This is a genomic window from Halomonas sp. JB37 (genome assembly GCF_002332255.1).
Lineage (GTDB): Bacteria > Pseudomonadota > Gammaproteobacteria > Pseudomonadales > Halomonadaceae > Vreelandella > Vreelandella casei.
The window spans coordinates 511327-529259 of the sequence record NZ_NRGW01000001.1; the positions used below are offsets into that span (position 1 = coordinate 511327).

Annotated in this window: 19 protein-coding genes; 11 read left to right on the plus strand and 8 right to left on the minus strand. The window is 53.6% G+C overall.

From position 1 onward, the window contains the following. Positions 1-94: 94 nt before the first annotated feature. On the minus strand, positions 95-949 hold the full coding sequence (gene hexR, locus CIK78_RS02520; RefSeq protein ID WP_096276914.1) for a transcriptional regulator HexR: 855 nt from the start codon (positions 947-949) through the stop codon (positions 95-97). 360 nt (positions 950-1309) lie between these two features. Here hexR and CIK78_RS02525 point away from each other — a divergent pair, with 360 nt between their 5' ends. Further along, positions 1310-1525, plus strand: a complete 216-nt coding sequence (locus CIK78_RS02525) for a hypothetical protein (protein WP_096276917.1) — start codon at positions 1310-1312, stop codon at positions 1523-1525. A gap of 30 nt (positions 1526-1555) precedes the next feature. Here the strand turns inward: CIK78_RS02525 and CIK78_RS02530 are convergent, their stop codons facing one another. Together CIK78_RS02530 and CIK78_RS02535 are read right to left on the minus strand one after the other, a co-directional pair. Continuing rightward, positions 1556-2899, minus strand: a complete 1344-nt coding sequence (locus CIK78_RS02530; protein ID WP_096276919.1) for a sodium-dependent transporter — start codon at positions 2897-2899, stop codon at positions 1556-1558. Positions 2900-3068: 169 nt separating this feature from the next. Continuing rightward, positions 3069-3923, minus strand: a complete 855-nt coding sequence (locus tag CIK78_RS02535; protein WP_096276921.1) for a DUF72 domain-containing protein — start codon at positions 3921-3923, stop codon at positions 3069-3071. Positions 3924-4071: 148 nt separating this feature from the next. On the opposite strand from CIK78_RS02535, the gene aroQ reads away from it, so the two are divergent. Then, positions 4072-4509 carry a type II 3-dehydroquinate dehydratase gene (gene aroQ, locus CIK78_RS02540; protein ID WP_096276923.1) on the plus strand — a complete coding sequence of 146 codons (438 nt, stop codon included), beginning with the start codon at positions 4072-4074 and terminating at the stop codon, positions 4507-4509. Here the strand turns inward: aroQ and CIK78_RS02545 are convergent. Then, positions 4502-5281, minus strand: coding sequence for an IclR family transcriptional regulator C-terminal domain-containing protein (locus tag CIK78_RS02545; RefSeq protein ID WP_096276925.1), 780 nt, complete (start codon positions 5279-5281; stop codon positions 4502-4504). The genes aroQ and CIK78_RS02545 overlap by 8 nt on opposite strands. A 227-nt stretch (positions 5282-5508) precedes the next feature. Between CIK78_RS02545 and CIK78_RS02550 the strand changes: the two genes are divergently transcribed. From CIK78_RS02550 to CIK78_RS02565, 4 genes are all read left to right on the plus strand, one after another. Further along, positions 5509-6495, plus strand: coding sequence for a tripartite tricarboxylate transporter substrate binding protein (locus CIK78_RS02550; RefSeq protein WP_096276927.1), 987 nt, complete (start codon positions 5509-5511; stop codon positions 6493-6495). Positions 6496-6573: 78 nt separating this feature from the next. Further along, positions 6574-7080, plus strand: a complete 507-nt coding sequence (locus CIK78_RS02555) for a tripartite tricarboxylate transporter TctB family protein (RefSeq protein WP_096276929.1) — start codon at positions 6574-6576, stop codon at positions 7078-7080. A 55-nt stretch (positions 7081-7135) separates the two neighbouring features. Beyond that, positions 7136-8641: a tripartite tricarboxylate transporter permease gene (locus CIK78_RS02560; protein WP_096276931.1), complete on the plus strand. Its 1506-nt coding sequence runs from the start codon at positions 7136-7138 to the stop codon at positions 8639-8641. A 39-nt stretch (positions 8642-8680) separates the two neighbouring features. Next, a complete protein-coding gene (locus CIK78_RS02565; RefSeq protein WP_096276932.1) occupies positions 8681-9907 on the plus strand; it encodes a CaiB/BaiF CoA-transferase family protein in 1227 nt (408 codons plus the stop codon). Positions 9908-9911: 4 nt separating this feature from the next. Here the strand turns inward: CIK78_RS02565 and CIK78_RS02570 are convergent, their stop codons facing one another. The 4 genes from CIK78_RS02570 to CIK78_RS02585 form a co-directional block, all read right to left on the minus strand. Next, positions 9912-10655 (minus strand): SDR family oxidoreductase, encoded by a 744-nt coding sequence (locus CIK78_RS02570; protein ID WP_096276934.1) that lies wholly within the window; start codon positions 10653-10655, stop codon positions 9912-9914. A gap of 65 nt (positions 10656-10720) precedes the next feature. Beyond that, positions 10721-11011, minus strand: a complete 291-nt coding sequence (gene catC, locus CIK78_RS02575) for a muconolactone Delta-isomerase (protein ID WP_096276936.1) — start codon at positions 11009-11011, stop codon at positions 10721-10723. Between the two features lie 23 nt (positions 11012-11034). Further along, positions 11035-11331 (minus strand): YciI family protein, encoded by a 297-nt coding sequence (locus tag CIK78_RS02580; protein WP_096276938.1) that lies wholly within the window; start codon positions 11329-11331, stop codon positions 11035-11037. A 37-nt stretch (positions 11332-11368) separates the two neighbouring features. Beyond that, positions 11369-12703: a TIGR00366 family protein gene (locus CIK78_RS02585; RefSeq protein ID WP_096276940.1), complete on the minus strand. Its 1335-nt coding sequence runs from the start codon at positions 12701-12703 to the stop codon at positions 11369-11371. Positions 12704-12873: 170 nt separating this feature from the next. Here CIK78_RS02585 and CIK78_RS02590 point away from each other — a divergent pair, with 170 nt between their 5' ends. From CIK78_RS02590 to pcaF, 5 genes are all read left to right on the plus strand, one after another. After that, entirely contained in the window at positions 12874-13779 is a 906-nt protein-coding gene (locus CIK78_RS02590) for a 3-hydroxyacyl-CoA dehydrogenase NAD-binding domain-containing protein (protein ID WP_096276942.1), read from the plus strand. After that, complete coding sequence (locus CIK78_RS02595) at positions 13776-14804, plus strand: cyclase family protein (protein WP_096276944.1); 1029 nt, start codon at positions 13776-13778, stop codon at positions 14802-14804. Before CIK78_RS02590 ends, CIK78_RS02595 begins: the two co-directional genes overlap by 4 nt. 301 nt (positions 14805-15105) lie before the next feature. Then, positions 15106-15924 (plus strand): CoA-transferase, encoded by an 819-nt coding sequence (locus CIK78_RS02600; protein ID WP_096276946.1) that lies wholly within the window; start codon positions 15106-15108, stop codon positions 15922-15924. Positions 15925-15929: 5 nt separating this feature from the next. Further along, complete coding sequence (locus CIK78_RS02605) at positions 15930-16697, plus strand: CoA-transferase subunit beta (RefSeq protein WP_318781603.1); 768 nt, start codon at positions 15930-15932, stop codon at positions 16695-16697. Positions 16698-16707: 10 nt separating this feature from the next. After that, positions 16708-17925 carry a 3-oxoadipyl-CoA thiolase gene (pcaF, locus tag CIK78_RS02610; RefSeq protein ID WP_096276951.1) on the plus strand — a complete coding sequence of 406 codons (1218 nt, stop codon included), beginning with the start codon at positions 16708-16710 and terminating at the stop codon, positions 17923-17925. Positions 17926-17933: the final 8 nt, after the last annotated feature.

Genomic DNA, 17933 nt, shown 5'->3' on the forward strand with positions numbered 1-17933 from the left:
TAGCCGCTGCCGGATAAAAAAATAGGCGGCCAGTTTAGCACAGCCTACCCACTGGCTGTGTATACAGTGATGGCCGCTTATTTTATTTTAAGCATTAAGACTCTTCGGGAAAGCGCAGGGTGTTGAGGCTCTTCTTGACGGCTTTGAGCTGTTCGGCGAGTTTCGGGCCACGGGTTTTGGCGACTCCCACGGCGAGAACATCGATTAACACCAGATGGGCAATACGTGAGCTAAGCGGCGTGTAGATCTCGGTGTCCTCGTGGACGTCGATATACAGCGGCAGGCTCACCTCTTCAGCGAGTGGCGAGCCGCTGGGGCACAGACCAATGACCGTGGCGCCCGCTTCGCGAGCCAAACGAACGCTGGCCACTAACGCCTTGGTTCGCCCTGTTTGTGAAATCGCTACCACCACATCGCCATCGTTGAGGGTGACCGCAGACATGTTCTGCATGTGCGGGTCGGCGTAAGCAGAGGTCGAGATTTGCAGGCGGAAGAACTTGTGCTGAGCATCAAACGCCACTGCGCCAGAGGCACCAAAACCGTAAAACTCCACCCGGTTGGCCATGGCGAGGGCATTAACGGCGCGGCCGAGGGCTTCGTTATCCAACCGGTCGCGAACGGACAGCAGCGTGCCCACGGTTGAATCAAAAATGCTGTGCGAAAATTCGGCCACCGAGTCGCTGTCATTCATAGAGAATTGTGCGAACTGGCTACCGCTGGCCAGCATTTGCGCCATCTGTAGCTTGAAATCCTGAAAGCCGTTGCAGCCCAGCGCCCGGCAAAAGCGCACCACGGTGGGTTCGCTGACCTTCGCTTCGGAGGCTAAATCCACAATGCGCATGTGGATAACCTCTTCTGGGTTGCGCAGTACAAACCGCGCCACTTTCTGCTCGGAGCGGCGAAAGTGCTCCATGCGGCGTCTCATCTCATCGAACAGGGCGCGACTCACATTCAGCTCCTTGGCTCTCCGGCACACTGGGTGGCTCAGCACGATGGAGCTACCCAGACGCGTTGCCAACCAATATGCACTGCGCTGCGTTTGCAGCATTAGATTCGTGCGGCTTAAGTCTTTGCCACAGTATGCCTGACCGATAGCGTAAACGGGGAAGGAAAGCGATATAGAGGTGAGCGTTTAATATCCGTTAAGCGTTTTTTTTACGATCAGTCATCATTTTGTCAAGTAGGTTATAGTAAGAAGTGAAGTGCTGCACTGCATCGTCTTGGCGACTGTGTGAAGAAAAGTGTGAAGAAAAGCGCTCGCCATGGGTGCAGGTGAACGACAGCATATTCACCTGGAGGAACGTCGATTATGAGAAACGTCGAACGCATCACCTCGGTTAAAAGCGAACTGCTTGATATTTTAATGAGTATGCAAGTAGACGAGCATGCTCAGCGCCAGCGAAGTGCTGCCCAGCGTAGCCTAAGGGCGCGGCGGGGTATTGAGCTGCATCGTGAATTTCAGAAATTATCACGGGATATCGCCCCCTTGCCCGATGAAGAGCGGCAAGAGGGCGAATTGCACTGAGGCTAAAGTAAGCCTCGAGGCAGTGACGGCTTAAATAAGCCCTGTCACGAAGACAATAACGACGCCTGCGGGCGCTACATAGCGCGCGATGATGTTCCATACGCTGATGCCGGTAGCTGACAGCCCAAGTTCGGCTTCTACGCTTTCGCGTTTAAAGCACCATGCGACAAACACAATGGCGCCGAGGCCGGTCAGCGGCAGCAATACTTTGCTGGTAAAGGTATCCAGGAAGTCAAAAATGTTGAGGCCGAACAGCAGTACGTCGGACCACACATTGAATGACAGCAGCGCCGCGACGCCCAGCAGCCAAACCGCAATACCGCTCACCAGTGTCGCCATTACGCGAGAAAGCGAAGTGCGCTCCTCAAGCATTTCAACGGCCGGCTCAAGCAGTGAAATCGCCGAGGTAAGCGCCGCAAAGGTTAATAGCAGGAAGAACATCAGGCCTAAAATCGTGCCGCCTGCCATATTGCCAAACGCCAGCGGTAGCGTGACAAAAATTAAGCCAGGCCCTTCGCCTGCACCTAAGCCATTGGCAAAGACGATGGGGAAGATGGCTAGTCCCGCCAGCAGGGCGATAGCGGTATCTAGAATAATGACCGTACGCGCGGTGCTGATCAGGTTAACGTCTTCACCCAGGTAGGAGCCGTAAGCCATCATAATTCCCATGCCAAGCGACAGGGTGAAGAACGCTTGCCCCATTGCGGCTAGCACGACACCGCCTGTTAGCGCACTCCAGTCAGGCCGGAACATAAAGGCCAGCGTCTCGCCAAAATAGCCGCTTGCCACGCCGTAGCCCACCAGTATCAGCATCAGCACAATAAGCGCAGGCATCATTAGGCGAGCAGCGCTCTCCAGTCCTTTCGTTACCCCACGAGCCACAATCCCAACGACTAATAGCATAAAGGCAGAGTGCCAAAGCAATAGCGTTGACGGGCTGGCGAGCATTCCTCCAAATAGGTCGGCAATACTGTCGGCATCTTGGCCATTAAAGGTGCCAATCACGGAACCTAGTGTGTAGTTTAACGACCAGCCACCGATGACGCTGTAAAACGACAGAATCAAAAAGGCGGCTAATACACCGCTGGCACCTATTAATGCCCACGCAGGTGATTTGCCGTTCTGTTTAGCTAAATCAGCCATGGTGTTGATTGGATTTTTTTGGCCGCGCCGGCCAATCATCCATTCCGCCACTAGAATCGGCAGGCCTACTAACGCAACACACGCTAGATAAACCAATACGAACGCCGCGCCGCCGCTTTCGCCCGTCATATACGAGAAACGCCAGATGTTTCCCAGGCCTACCGCCGATCCTGCGGCAGCCAGCACAAAGCCCATACGAGATGACCATTGTGCATGTGCAAGTTTCGCCATACATCACCCATTAAGTCGATTGTTGTGTAAGTACTGAAGGTAAGCAGTAAGTCTGCGCTGTGCGCTAGTTTTCGGAAAATTGAGCCATACCCAGCGCCATTTTCCGAAAGTAACCGCAATTTATCTGATCAATGGCCAGCATGCCAGTTAGCTGACCTAAAAAGGTGCCCTAAAACAGCTGGCTTTGCTTCTCACCAGCAAATGGAGCAAGCGGAGGTAGCGGGGTTATTTTCCCTAGTGCGTTATACAGCCAGCGGGCCAGGTGAGGAGACTCCCGGTTGTCAGCAGTATGCACAAATAAGAAAGGGGTTTTCCCCTGACTTATCCACAGCTTTAGGCGGGGTATCCAGGCAGTGAAGTAGTCACTATTAATTGTTTTGTCAATATGGCCAATGAACCGAATCACCGGATAATTTGCCGTGGAAAGCACGTGAAGTGGGAGTTTCGGCTTTTCCTGCTGAGCATGTGCCAAGCCTGGATGGCCATTTGCAGGGGTAGAGAAGACCGGGCGCACGTCGAGCATAACCCGGTTGGCTGAATAAGTTATCAACAGACGGTTAAGGGCTTTTTCCGCGGCTCCTTTGTGGAAAAACTCAGGGTGGCGGACTTCCACCGCGCAAGGCAAGTGGGCAGGCCAGGCAGCCAGCAACGCTTCAAGCTGAGGCAGCTCTTGCGGACCAAAATCACGCGGCAGCTGCACCATCGTAGGCCCCATACGGTCGTGAAGCGGCTCAAGTGCCGCTAGAAATGCCCATGCATCCTTTAAACGCATTAATCGTTGATCATGGGTCACGCTGGCCGGCAGTTTAAAACAGAAGCGAAAGTGGGGCGGCGCTTGGCGGGCCCAAGCGGCAATGATCGTTGGCTTGGGCGTGCCGCTATAAAACGTGGTGTTGCCCTCAACGCTGGAAAATACCGCGGCATAGTCGCTGAGTAGCTCTGTTTTAGCATGGCGCGGATAAAGGCTGCCAAGCCAGTCATGATTGGCCCACATGGGTAAGCCTAGGTAGAGAGGAAGCGTCATGAAACGATGCCTATATCAACAGAGTCAGGCGCTAGTATGCCGCCTAATGTGGTTATCTGCAGGCGTGACCTAGCGCCATTAGCGGGTTAGGTGATAGAACAGATAGCTAGGCTAAATAATGTGTTAATTCACCGTATGGAAGAAAGCAATGAGTCAGGGAAAAGTATTGGTATTACATGGGCCAAATTTGAATTTGCTAGGTAGTCGCCAGCCAGAAATCTATGGGTTTGAGACATTAGATGATGTGAATAACATGCTACGAGAGAAGGCGGTAATGGCCGGTTGGGACATTACCTGCTTACAAAGTAATCATGAAGGAGTGCTGATTGATGCTATTCACGCCGCGCGCCTTGATGGTACCCAGGCGATTATCATCAACCCCGCCGCCTATACGCATACCTCTGTGGCCATCCTTGATGCGCTCAATGCTTTTGATGGCCACGTCATTGAGGTGCATTTATCTAATGTCCATAAGCGCGAAGCCTTTCGGCATCATTCCTATATCTCACTGCGTGCAGACGGGGTAATTGCCGGGCTAGGCGTCCAGGGCTACCGGGCCGCATTAGAGGCGGTGATGGCTAATTAACGTGTAGCTGAATTTGTGCGGCCTTTTTGCGTACGATAGGTAAGTAAACATTCACTAACGTATTAAAATCGACCCTGGCCGCATTGGTACTTATGTTGATAGCCCCCAAAAGGTGCTTTTTAGCATCATAGACCGGCGCGGCTATGGAGCGCAGGCCTGGGTCTAGCTCTTGATCAGAGATGGCATAGCCTTGTTGGCGAGCGCTTAGAATCTGATCTCGTAGCTTATCAATATCGGTAATGGCTTTATCTGTGTACGGCTGTAGCTCAACGGTGGATAAAAAGTGCTCAAGATCCGTATCGCTAAGCTGCGCCAGCAGCGTGCGCCCCATGGACGTATAGGCTGCCGGTAGCCGCGTGCCCACGGAAAGCGTAATTGTCATCAGGCGATGTTTGGCCGCCGAGCGGGCCACATACACCACATCATTACCTTCTAAAACGGCGAGTGACGATGATTCTCCCGTCTCATCGGTAATTTCTTCCAAGTATTGTTGAATCACGCCCTGATAGTTATTAGCAGATAAAAATGCGTAACCAAGCTGTAGCACCCGTGGAGTGAGCTCAAAATAGCGCTGCTGCTTACGCACATACCCCAGTGCGTGCAACGTCAGTAAGAAGCGTCTCGCTTTTGCTCTATTCATCCCCGTTCGCGTCGCGACTTCACTTAGCGTCATGCGTGGGTGTTCGTGATCAAAGGTGCGTATCACTTCCAGGCCGCTCGCCAGGGCCGTTACAAAGTCACGGCTATCTTCATTAAGCGTTTCTTCTTGCATGTTTACTATCCGTTATTTTTAAGTCGCTAAAAGAGTACTGCAAAATAGTTCGCTATGCGAACTATTGCATTTTATCGTCTAAAGCATCCATCGTTTGGCTCGCCTTTCCACCTTCATATACTAAAGTTGTGTTTTGCTCAGGGGAGCCAAAGAAGTAATCTCGCCGTATGTAATACGAATACTTGTACGCTATGCGCACAAAAGCAATATTTTCTTAGGAAGAAACAATGAAAAATATCTTAAGCGCGACATGCATGGCCGCTTGCAGCGGCGCACTGGCACTAAGTTTGATGGCATCTACTGCCAGCGCCGATGAGTGGCCGACGAAAGACATTCACCTTGTTGTGCCGTATGCGCCGGGTGGCACGACGGATGTGTTGTCGCGCCGCGTTGCTGATTTACTTTCGCAGGAGCTGGGCGCCAACGTCATTGTCGAAAACCGTCCTGGGGCGGGTTCCACGGTAGGCACCGGGCGAGTCGCTCGCGGTGGTCGTGATATTGATCACACCCTGCTGATGGCATCGCCGGGGCACACTATCGGCGCCGCGATTTACCCTGGCCTGACCTATGACCCGGTCGAGGATTTTGTTTTCCTACAAAACATGGTCGATATCCCGAACGTTATGGTCGTCCCGGCAGATAGCCCTTATCAGAACGTCGTCGAGTTTATAGAAGCAGCGAAAGAAGAAAACATGACGTTTAGCCATAGCGGCGTGGGCAGCTCTATCCATATGTCTGGTGAATTGTTCAAGACATTAACGGATACCAACATGACGGCAGTACCTTTTGCCGGCAGTGGCGCATCGCTTCCGGCGCTGTTGGGTGGCGATGTGGATGTCTCTTTCGAAAACATGCCAACCGTGCTTTCGCATATCCGTTCGGGCGACTTACGCGCGCTGGCCGTTACCTCTGCCGAGCGTTCTGAGTATCTACCGGATGTCCCCACGCTGTCGGAAATCGGTGAATACAATCTTGATCAGTTTGTTACCACCGCATGGTTTGGTCTGATTGCGCAAAGCTCGTTCCCAGAAGAAGCCCAAAGCGTTATGCAAGATGCATTGGCAAAAGTCATGCAGCGCGAAGAGTTCCTAGATTTTGCTAAGCAGCTAGGCGCGCAGCCGGGCACAGTGGCCGGTGATGAGTTTAAGCAATTTATCACAGATGACTTGCAGCGTTGGGAAGCGGTTGCTGAACAGGCGGGTATCAGCCAGTAAACGAAGTCGTTCATTAATTTAATACTGAGGCGAGGGCTGATGCCCTCGCCTCTCTTATTTTCTTTGGAGAAAGTAGTGATGACGACATCGGACCCCAAGCGCAGGGTGAAGATAAAAGATGCCAGTGATGTGATTGCGGGGATTGCTCTATTGGGCTTTTCTGCGGTGCTGGTTTTTTACCTTGTGCCTAACTACATCAATGAACCGGCGATTTTGCAAAATCCGATGATGTCACCTCGCTGGCTACCGACCATCGTGGGCTGGCTGATACTACTGTTTTCTATCCTTCTCATCTTTCAGGGTTTGCTGGTGGAATACAGCCCCGAGGAGGATGAACGGAGGATAGAAAAAGGTTCGTCACTGCGCTTCATCATGATGATCGCTTCATTAGCGCTTTATATCGGCTTTTTTGAGACGTTAGGCGCGATAGTCTGCGGCATTTTGGCAACCGTGGTGTTATTCGTGGCGCATCCCGTTCGCACGTGGTGGGTATATAGCATGGCATTTTTGTTTCCCATCGCCGTGACACTCTTATTTGCTGAAGTAATGAGTGTGCCGCTTCCGATAATGCCGTACTGGCTCTAAGTCGCTCATTATTGTTTTAGGTGACCCATTTTAGGCGAACCACTCTAGGTGAACTATGGAAAATTTTTCGGAAGTCATACAATTATTCTTTAGCCTGGAAAACTTCCTGGCGATTGCTGCGGGCGTAGTTATTGGCGTGGTAGTCGGGTCAATTCCAGGGCTTACGGCAACGATGGCGGTAGCACTGGCACTGCCGTTTACCTTCTCTATGCAGCCCATTGCCGCTATTTTACTGCTGGTCGGCATTTATAAAGGCGGTATGTACGGCGGTTCGATTACCGCTATCCTGATACGCACGCCAGGCTCCCCCGCCTCGGCCTGTACGCTGCTTGATGGCTACCCGATGGCGCAGCAGGGGCATGCGAAGAAAGCCCTGAAAGCGGCGCTTTATTCATCGGTGATTGCCGATTTTATCTCCAATATCGCCCTGATTTTCTTTGCTGCTTATCTTGCCAAGATCGCGCTTAATTTCGGGGCCCCCGAATTCTTCTGGCTGATCTGCTTTTCACTGACCATCATTATTTCGCTCGCTAGCGGTTCCATGATTAAAGGCCTGATGGCCGCACTGTTGGGGATCCTGCTCTCTTTGGTGGGGTTAGACAGTGTGTTCGGCTCTCAGCGCCTGACGTTTGATAACTATAACTTGATGGATAGCATCTCTTTTATCCCACTGCTGATTGGTCTTTTCGCGATACCGGAGATCATGGAGTTTTATCGTAAGAAGGCAATACCCCATATTAAAGCGAAAGCAAGCGGCGTTGGTTTGACCTTTGCTGAACTTAAGCGCTGTATGAAAAGCATCGTTCGCGGAAGCTTGATCGGCGTTATTATTGGGGCGATTCCCGGCACTGGGGCCACCGCTGCGGCGTTTATTTCTTATAGCGATGCGCGCCGCCGTTCTCCTAATAAAGCCAATTTCGGCAAAGGTGAGGTTGAAGGTGTTGCCGCTGCTGAGGCCGGTAACAACGGCGTTGCGGGCGCTACGATGATTCCGCTGCTCTCGTTAGGCATTCCCGGCGATGTCATCACTGCGATTATCCTGGGCGCCTTTATGGTGCATGGTCTGACACCTGGACCGATTATGTTCCAGGAGAACTTGTCGCTTATCTATGCACTGTTCATGGGTATTATGCTCAGCTCGGTTATCTTGCTGGTGGTGGGTAATGTTGCCATCAAGTACTTCTCGCTAATTGCGGATATTCCTAAGTCGATTCTATTTCCCATCGTATTGATGTTCTGTGTTTACGGCTCTTATGCCGTCAATAACGATGCCTTTGATATAGGGCTAATGGTGGCCTTCGGGGTGCTGGGTTATATCTTTAATCGTGCTGCCATACCCGCGGCGCCGTTTCTGATCGGCTTTATTCTTGGCCCGATGTTTGAAGACAACCTGCGTCGCTCGCTGTTAATTGGGTCTAATGATCTGTCGATTTTTGTGCGCGGCCCTATCACTTGGTTCTTCATCGCACTAACTGTTGGTTCTATTGCCTTGGCGCTGTATCGCTTTGTAGAAGCACGCCGCAAGGCACAGCAAGGCGATTCAACGTCAAAGAGCGCTTAATCAGCTAAATAACACCTCTGTAGGGCAGGAGACAGCGCGATGGCGGGACCACTGACAGGCTTACGCGTACTGGATTTAAGCCGAGTGATGGCCGGACCCTGGTGTACGCAGATACTGGCCGACATGGGGGCTGAGGTTATTAAGATTGAGCACCCAACGCTGGGTGATGATACGCGTCACTGGGGGCCTCCCTGGTTAAAAGATAGCCAGGGCAAGGATACCGCCGAGTCGGCCTATTATCTTTCGGCCAATCGCGGCAAGCATTCAGTGACGGTCGATATTAGCCAGCCGGAAGGGCAGGCGTTGGTGCGCGAACTGGCAGCACAAAGCGATATTTTGGTGGAGAACTTTAAGAGTGGTGGGCTGGCGCGTAAAGGTCTCGATTACGCCACATTAGAGGCCATTAATCCGAGTCTGATTTACTGCTCGATCACCGGCTTCGGCCAGACGGGGCCCATGGCGTCTATGGCGGGCTATGATTATTTGATCCAAGCTCAGGCAGGGTTAATGAGCATAACCGGCGCCGCCGATGGGGAGCCTGGCGCCGGCCCTCAGCGCGTCGGCATGGCCGTCTCCGACCTGACCACGGGTATGAATGCCAGCATTGCCATTCTCGGTGCGCTGCATCATCGGCATTTGACCGGGGAGGGGCAGTATATTGATATGGCGCTGCTCGATGTGCAGGTCAGCTGGCTGGCTAATCAAGCGCTTAATTATTTCTGCAGCGGTAACTCTCCAACCCGTACTGGCGAGTACCATCCTAATCTCGTGCCTTACCAACCGTTTCCGACCGCGGACGGCGAAAAAGTGATCATCGCCATCGGCAACGATGGGCAGTTTAAGCGGTTTTGCGAGGCGGTCGAGCGGCCGGAACTGGCCGTTGATGTGCGCTTTAGCACCAACCCTGAGCGGGTCAAGCACCGGCTTGAGCTAATCCCGATTATGGTGGCGATCACGCGAACGCGCACTAGCGGTGAATGGATAGCGGCCTTAAGCACCATCAGCGTGCCTTGTGGGCCTATTCAGACGATTGCTCAAGTCTTTGATGACCCGCAGGTTAAAGCGCGCAATATGAAGATAGCGTTGGCATCTGAAGCGGGCGACGTGCCCGGTGTGGCTAATCCTATTAAGTATTCCAAAACACCCCTGGAATACTGCAAGCCTCCGCCTAAATTAGGCGAAGACACGGATCAAATCCTGCACAATTTACTGCATAAGAGCGCCTTAGATATCAGCGCTCTGCGTCAAAAAGGCGTGGTGAAATAAACGCTTAGCCGACGGTAACGCCGCCACACACGAATAGGGTCTGGCCCGTAATGAACCCGCTGCGCTCGTCGCAATAGAAACTGACTGCTTGGGCGACGTCTTCGGGCTGGCCCATACGCTGCAGAGGAATATTATCAATGATGCGACGGGCTCGTTCAGAGTCAGGCGGGTTGTTCTGCCAGAAAGCACTAGTCGCGATGGGGCCGGGGGCGACGCAGTTGACCGTGATGTTGTGCTGCGCAAGCTCTAGCGCCCAGGTTCTGGCCATGGACTGCAGCGCTCCCTTGGTGGCGCTGTAAACTGTACGGGCTTCTTTGCCTAGCACGACACGGCTGGTGTTCAACACGATGCGGCCCATACCGTTGGCTTTCATGGCCGGCAGTAGCGCCTGGGTGCAGACCAGCGCTGAGCGCGCATTGAGGTGCATTAACTTATCGAAGTCCTCAAGCTGCACCTCTTCAAGCAGTGCCGGTGCCACAATACCGACATTATTAACCAGCCGAGTCACCGAATAGCGTTCGGCAATGTCGGCCATCACGCGCCGAGTGGCATCCGCATCGGAAAGGTCGACTTGATGCGCGTGGGCCTTCAACGACGCCGCATCCGGCTCGACGATATCCACTACGATAACCTGATAGCCATCCTGCTGAAGCCGCAAGGCGATAGCTTCGCCAATGTTTCTGGCCCCGCCGGTAACCACCGCACAGTGTTTTGAGGTGCTTTCGTGTTGAGCAGAGTGTTGACTCATTCCGATATTCCCAGCCTATGTCGATCGAGTGAGCCTGCGCTTAGCGGGCAAGCAATCAGTGCTTTTTATGCATCGTTCTCGCGAACTGATGACGGGTGCTGACACAGCGGTTTTACCTGGATATCCATATAAGGAAACAGCGGTAAACCGCTAATAAGATCTTGCAGTTCCGCGTTGTCATTAACGTCAAAAATGCTGACATTGGCGTAACTGCCAGCCACCCGCCATAGATGGCGCCACTTACCCTGGCGCTGTAATTCCTGAGAGTAGGCTTTTTCTTTCGACTTAATCTCAGCGGCTTGCTCGGCAGGCATGTCCGGCGGCAGTTTTACGGTCATTTCCACATGAAACAGCATCGTATGTCTCCCTTGGGTTCGCGTTACAGGGTGTTTTGGCGATTCAGGTAGGCTTGCCGCCAGCGCACGATGTTGACCTCGGCAAATAGCTCCGCTTTATGGAACGGGTCAGCCTTAATGAAGCGTTCAGCTTCTTCGCGGCTTTCTAGATCGACTAAATAGAGGCCGCCAGAAGCCGTGGTGCCGTCGTCAGAAAGCTTGGCACCACAGGCCAACAATAGCGTGACGTTGGCGTCTAGATACTCTAAGTGGGCCTGGCGCACTTCCAGGCGTAGCGCCTGGTGGTCGGGCTTGTCGAACGTTTCGATGAGAAAGGGCATGCGCGAATCCTTGAGTAAGGTTAGTCAGCAGCGCTCTTTAGGCGCCAAGATAGCCCCAGATCATTACAGCGCTGGCATAGATGATTCCCAGATAAATCAGGATCAGCACCATATAGCCCATCACATCGCGTAACTTCAAGCCAGAGATAGCCAGTACCGGGAGGATCCAAAACGGCTGAACCATGTTGGTCCACTGATCGCCTATCTGCACGGCCAGTGCCGTCGCTGCCTGGGAAGCACCCAGCTCTGTGGCGGCTTGCACCATGACCGGGCCTTGAACCGCCCACTGACCGCCACCAGAAGGGGCTAGCAGGTTGATAATGCCGCCGCTGATAAACGACCAGATAGGCAGCGTTTGTGCGCTGGAGATATCCACAAAGATATTAGCGAACGACACTACTAAGCCCGAGCCGACCAGAATACCCATGATCCCCGCGTAAAAAGGATATTGCACGATGATGCCGGAAACGATGCGCACCCCGTCTGCCAAGGCGGCTAGGTAGTGGGCCGGTGACGCAAACAGCAGTATGCCGAGGAAAAGGAAAGCGAAGTTGACCGTATTAAGATTTAGCGAACCGCCATCAAACGCATACAGCGCGATATACAGCATACCCAGCAAGCCAATACCGATGCCCACCCATCTGCTGTGATTCATGCGCTCAGCAACGGTGGCTTTTTCGCCTTTAGCCAGAGGGACTTCGGAGGATTTAGCGACGGAGCTTGGATCGATTTCAACAATATCTGCGGCTTTTTTAGGGTGCAGCCAAGCATTGAAAAAGGGCAGGGTGAGAAGAATAAAGGCGCTGGTGATCAAAAGAATAGGCGAGAAGATTGTTTCGCTAAGTGGTATCAGCCCGATGGTGTCCTGAAGAAAGTGCCCTTCGGTGGCAATCAGCAGCGGCACGCTACCCGACAGGCCAATGCCATAAAGCGCAAAGCCTGAATAAGCAGCGGCAATCACCAGAGGGTAGTGCAGGCCTTTCACGTTCAGTGCCAGCTTCTGAGCAACGATTCCGCCGATCACCAGCCCGAACCCCCAGTTCAACCAGCTGCCGATACCGCCTACCAGGGTCGCGGCAACAATCGCCATAAAGGGTGTTTTAACGCGCGCAGCGATACGGTTGAGGGCGCCGTCTACTAACGGCGTTTTGGCCAGAATATAGCCCGCTAAAAGGATAACTGTCATCTGCATGCTAAACGCGAGCAGGTCCCAGAAGCCGTTGCCCCAATAACGCACCGCATCCAATGGGCTGGTGCCCTGCATCAGCACGGCTAATAGCATGGTCAGCACGGTCAGCAGTATGGCAATGACCAGAGGGTCAGGCATGTAGCGATTAACGAGCCGGGTGAAGAAATTGGCCAGCGCATTCATTGGTAAAGACCTCTATTGTCGGCATATTCGACATTGTCTACTATGTGCGCATAGCGTACATAAGTTCGTTTTATGGCGTCATAGTTAACCCGCTTATGATTTTATTCAATGCGACGTTTGTCTAAGCCTAACTACAAAGCTCATCAGACGCCGTGAAGGGAGCAAAGCTAATGCAACACGATTCATTGCAAGCCGTTGTGGTGGGGGCCGGCACGATGGGCACCACGCTAGCTAAGTTAATGGCCGCGCAGGGTGTTCACGTGGTGGTGGTGGATACCAACCCGCAGGTGCTGGAAGCCAGCCGCCTGAGTATGGGGGCGGGCGCTGCTGACGTCTGTTTTACCACTCAGTTGGAAATGAATCAGACCCCAGATTTTGTTATCGAAAGTGTGACCGAGAATATCGCCATCAAGCAGAAGGTCGTGGCCCAAATCGAGGCCAGCGTGGCCGACACCACGATTATCATGACCAATACTTCGGGTATCTTTATTGATGATATCGGAAGCAGCCTACGCTTACCGCAACGTTTTCTAGGTACGCACTTCTTTAACCCGGCAGACATTGTTCCTACCGTAGAAGTGGTTCCCGGTAGCCATACGGAGGCTGCGGTCGTGGAAACGGCGTGTCGCTGGTTGAAACAGTTGGGAAAACGCCCGGCGGTACTCAATACCTGCGTGCCTGGATTTGTCGCCAACCGAATTCAGCATGCCATTATGCGTGAATGCCTCTCTCTATTAGAGAAAGGCGTGGTAGAGGCGGAGGCGCTGGATGACATCGTGCAGTACTCCATCGGCGTGCGCATGGCGCTCAATGGCCCGCTATGCCAGCGCGACCTTAATGGGCTAGATATTCACCTGAATATCGCTCGCTACCTTTATCCGGATCTTGATTCGCGTGATGAACCTGCTGCACTGCTTGAAGACTACGTTGCCCAGGGGCGTCTAGGTGCCAAGGCCGGGCGCGGCTTTTACCGCTGGAGCCAGGAGTCCCGGGCGCAACACCAGACTCAGGAGCGAGAGAGCCTGCAACGTATTATTGCCATTGCCACACAGCATGAGCAAAAAGGAGAGTCATGAATCAGCCACGATGGAAACAGCGCCCTGAAGGCAGTAACTGGGGTGATTTCGGGCCCGATGATCAGCTAGGTCGGGTCAATCTGATTGGGCCTGAACAGGTGCTCAAAGGCGTTAAGGAAGTGCTTGAGGGCGTAACGTTCTGCCTGTCGCTGCCGCTGGATATTCCTGGTGGCAAGGTACTGAATCCTCGCCGCTCACCGCCAAAGCTATCTCCCACGGCGCTCGGTGATGACCAGTACATCAATTTTCCTCTCGCCACTCATAGCCCTGAGTTACAGGACGTTATTAGTGACGATCAGGTTCAGCTCTCGCTGCAGTACTCCACACAGTGGGACTCGCTTGCCCATGTGGGCGCTCTGTTCGATGGCGATAATGACGGGCAGCCAGAGCGTCGCTATTACAACGGCTATTTGGCTGACCAGGATGTGCTCAATTTGAGTCAGCAGCCCCATCAACAGCATGGCTCTTATGCCCAGCGTTTGGGTGTTGAAAATATGGCCGTGCATGGTATGCAGGGCCGGGCCGTATTGGTTGATTTGGTTCGTGTGTTTGGCATGGGAAGAACGCTGGTAGGCCATGCGGTGCTGATGGCGGCGCTGGAGCAACTGAACGTGGTGATTGAGCGTGGCGATATGCTGGTATTGCGCACGGGCTTCGCAGAGGCGTTACTGGATATGCAAGGCAAGCCACAGCCGGATGTGCTGAAAAATACTGGCGCCGTGCTCGACGGCAGCGATCAGGCCCTGCTGAAGTGGATCACCGAGAGCGGAATTTCGGCCATCTGCGCTGATAATTACGCGGTAGAGAACATGGATCGCGAATTGGAGCCTGGCTGCTGCTCCAAGCTTCCCTTGCACCACCACTGCTTATTCAAGCTCGGCTTGCCGTTGGCGGAGCTGTGGTATCTGAAGGACTTAGCGCAATGGCTGCATAGCCGTGAACGTAATCGGTTCTTACTGACAGCGCCTCCGCTGCGCTTACCCGGCGCGATAGGTTCACCGGTAACGCCGGTGGCCAGCGTATAGCGATCCAGTCATCTGCGCGGTTAAAAAAGGTGAGTGGAGCGCCTTAGTGAGACTATACCTTGGTAGCAGGCGCGCTAATGAAGCGAACGCTAAAAAAGCTGATGAAATTATATAATAGTCTGAAAAATATGAATTTTAAGATAATTATTAGGAGCATAAATTTATCGATTAAACCTTAAGCTCCCGCGGTAGTGTTTGACCCGATTAGCGTTCGGCAGTAAATTGTTCGCATTAAGAATCTATGTTCGCAAGACGAACAGGCTCCTGCGATTCGCCAACGACCTGCTAAGAGGCATCCTATATGGCCGAGTTTCTCAGCTTGCATGACGCGGTAGCGCGCTACGTCCAAGACGGCGCCACTGTAGCCATGGAAGGCTTTACCCACCTCATTCCTTTTGCTGCGGGCCACGAAGTAATCCGCCAAAAAAAACGTGACCTAACGCTAATTCGCATGACGCCCGATATCATCTACGATCAGTTGATTGGCGCGGGCTGCGCGAGAAAAGTGATTTTCTCTTGGGGAGGTAATCCCGGCGTGGGCTCGCTACACCGTCTGCGCGATGCGGTTGAGAAAGGCTGGCCCCATAAGATCGATATTCTTGAGCATAGCCATGCGGCCATGGCCTGTGCTTTTGAAGCCGGTACGGCAGGTTTACCGCTCGCGGTGCTGCGCGGCTATGTGGGCAGTGAGTTGCCTAGTGTGAACGACCAAATCAAGTTCATTGAATGCCCATTTACCGGAGAGCGCTTGGCCGCTGTGCCATCAGTGCGTCCGGATGTGTCGATTATTCACGCCCAGCGCGCCGACCGCCAAGGCAACGTGCTGGTGGAGGGGATTGTCGGTGTGCAAAAAGAAGCAGTGCTGGCGGCTAAGCACAGTATCGTTACCGTAGAAGAAATCGTTGATGACCTTAATACGCACCCTAATGCCTGCGTGATTCCCGGCTGGGCCATCAGCGCCATTGCGGTGGCTGAGAAAGGTGCGCTGCCCTCGTATACCCATGGCTATTACGGCCGCAGCAATCGCTTTTATAAAGAGTGGGATGCCATCGCCCGCGACCGCGATACCTTTACTGAATGGCTTGATGACAACGTGTTCAACGTAGGAGGCCGCGCCTGATGAATCTGGAATATAGCTCTTCAGAAATGATGTCAGTGACCGCGGCGCGGGCGCTTGAAAATGGCATGACCTGCTTTGTGGGCATCGGCTTGCCTTCTGAGGCCGCCAACTTGGCGCGGTTGACCCACGCGCCTGACGTGGTGCTGATCTATGAGTCTGGCACGCTACAAACCAAGCCGGACATTCTGCCGCTGTCGATCGGCGATGGCGAACTGTGTGAGTCCGCGCTGACCACCGTGGCAGTACCGGAAATGTTCCGCTACTGGCTGCAGGGCGGAAAGGTCAATGTGGGATTTTTAGGCACTGCGCAAATCGACCGTTTTGCCAATCTGAATACCACGCTGATTGGCGATTACAAAGCGCCCAAAGTCCGCCTACCGGGCGGCGGTGGCGCGCCAGAAATTGCCACTAACGCAGGCGAAGTATTTATTACGCTTAAGCACAGCAGACGGGCATTTGTTAAGGACGTTGATTTTGTGACTACGTTAGGCTTTGGTCGTGACGGGAAAGGGCGCGATAACGTACCCAATATTGGCAAAGGGCCTACCCGCGTGATTACTGACCTGTGCGTGATGAAACCCGATCCGGAGACGAAAGAGCTGGTGGTGGTATCGCTACATCCCGGCATTAGCCGCAGCGACGTAATGGATGCTACGGGGTGGGAAGTACGCTTTGCTGAACAGCTTGAAAGCACGCCTGAGCCCAGCGAAAAAGAGCTGGCGATCTTACGCGAGTTGAAAGCACGTACTGAACGCGCTCACGCCGGCGAATAAGGAGTTTTTTATGAGTGATGTCGATATTAAAAACGTCTACCTTTGCCATCCCCGACGCACCGCCATCGGTCGTTTTGGCGGCACGTTAGCCGGCGTACGTCCCGATGATTTCGCCGCCACTATTTTTAAAGCCGTCCTGGCAGAAGCACCGGCTCTTGATCCCGCGGCGATTGAAGAAGTCTTTATGGGCTGCGCCAACCAGGCCGGTGACGATAACCGCAATGTGGCGCGTATGTCGTCGCTATTGGCGGGTATCCCCACCTCGGTACCTGGCACCACCATGAACCGCCTGTGTGGCTCGGGTATGGACGCGGTTGGCACGGCCTTTCGCGCCATTAAAGCGGGCGAGATGGCGCTGGCGCTTGCCGGTGGCGTTGAGTCTATGTCCCGCGCACCCTATGTCATGGGCAAAGCCGATAGCGCCTACTCTCGTGGCCAAAAAATTGAAGACACCACTATTGGCTGGCGCTTTATCAACCCGCTAATGAAGAAAGCTTACGGCGTTGACTCCATGCCGGAGACCGCAGAAAACGTCGCCGAGCAGTTCAATATCTCCCGGGAAGATCAGGATGCGTTTGCGCTGCGCTCGCAGCAGAAAGCCGCGACTGCCCAAAAAGCCGGGCGCTTTTCCCAAGAGATTACGGCGATTGAGATCCCGCGGCGCAAGCAGGCGCCCCTGATATTTGATCAGGATGAGCATCTGCGGGAAACCACGCTCGATAAGCTGGCGGGCTTAGCAACCCCTTTCCGTGAGGGCGGCAGCGTTACGGCGGGTAATGCCTCCGGTGTCAACGACGGTGCGGCGGCGATGCTGGTGGCCAGCGAAGCGGCGGTTAAACAGCACGGTCTTAAACCAATAGCGAAAATTATTGGAATGGCCACCGCAGGCGTTGAGCCGCGTATTATGGGCTACGGACCGGTACCGGCTGTACAGAAACTGCTGAAGCGTACCGGTGTTTCTATCGACGAGATCGATGTATTTGAATTCAATGAAGCGTTCGCCGCTCAGGCGCTGGCCTGCATGCGCGACCTGGGTTTGCAAGACGATGACCCTCGCGTGAATCCTAACGGCGGCGCGATTGCTCTTGGCCATCCACTGGGCATGTCAGGAGCACGTCTGCTCATGACGGCTGCATTTGAGCTGCAAAACAGCGGCAAACGCTACGCGCTGTGCACCATGTGCGTGGGTGTTGGTCAGGGTATCGCAACGCTAATCGAACGGGTTTAACGGAGGCA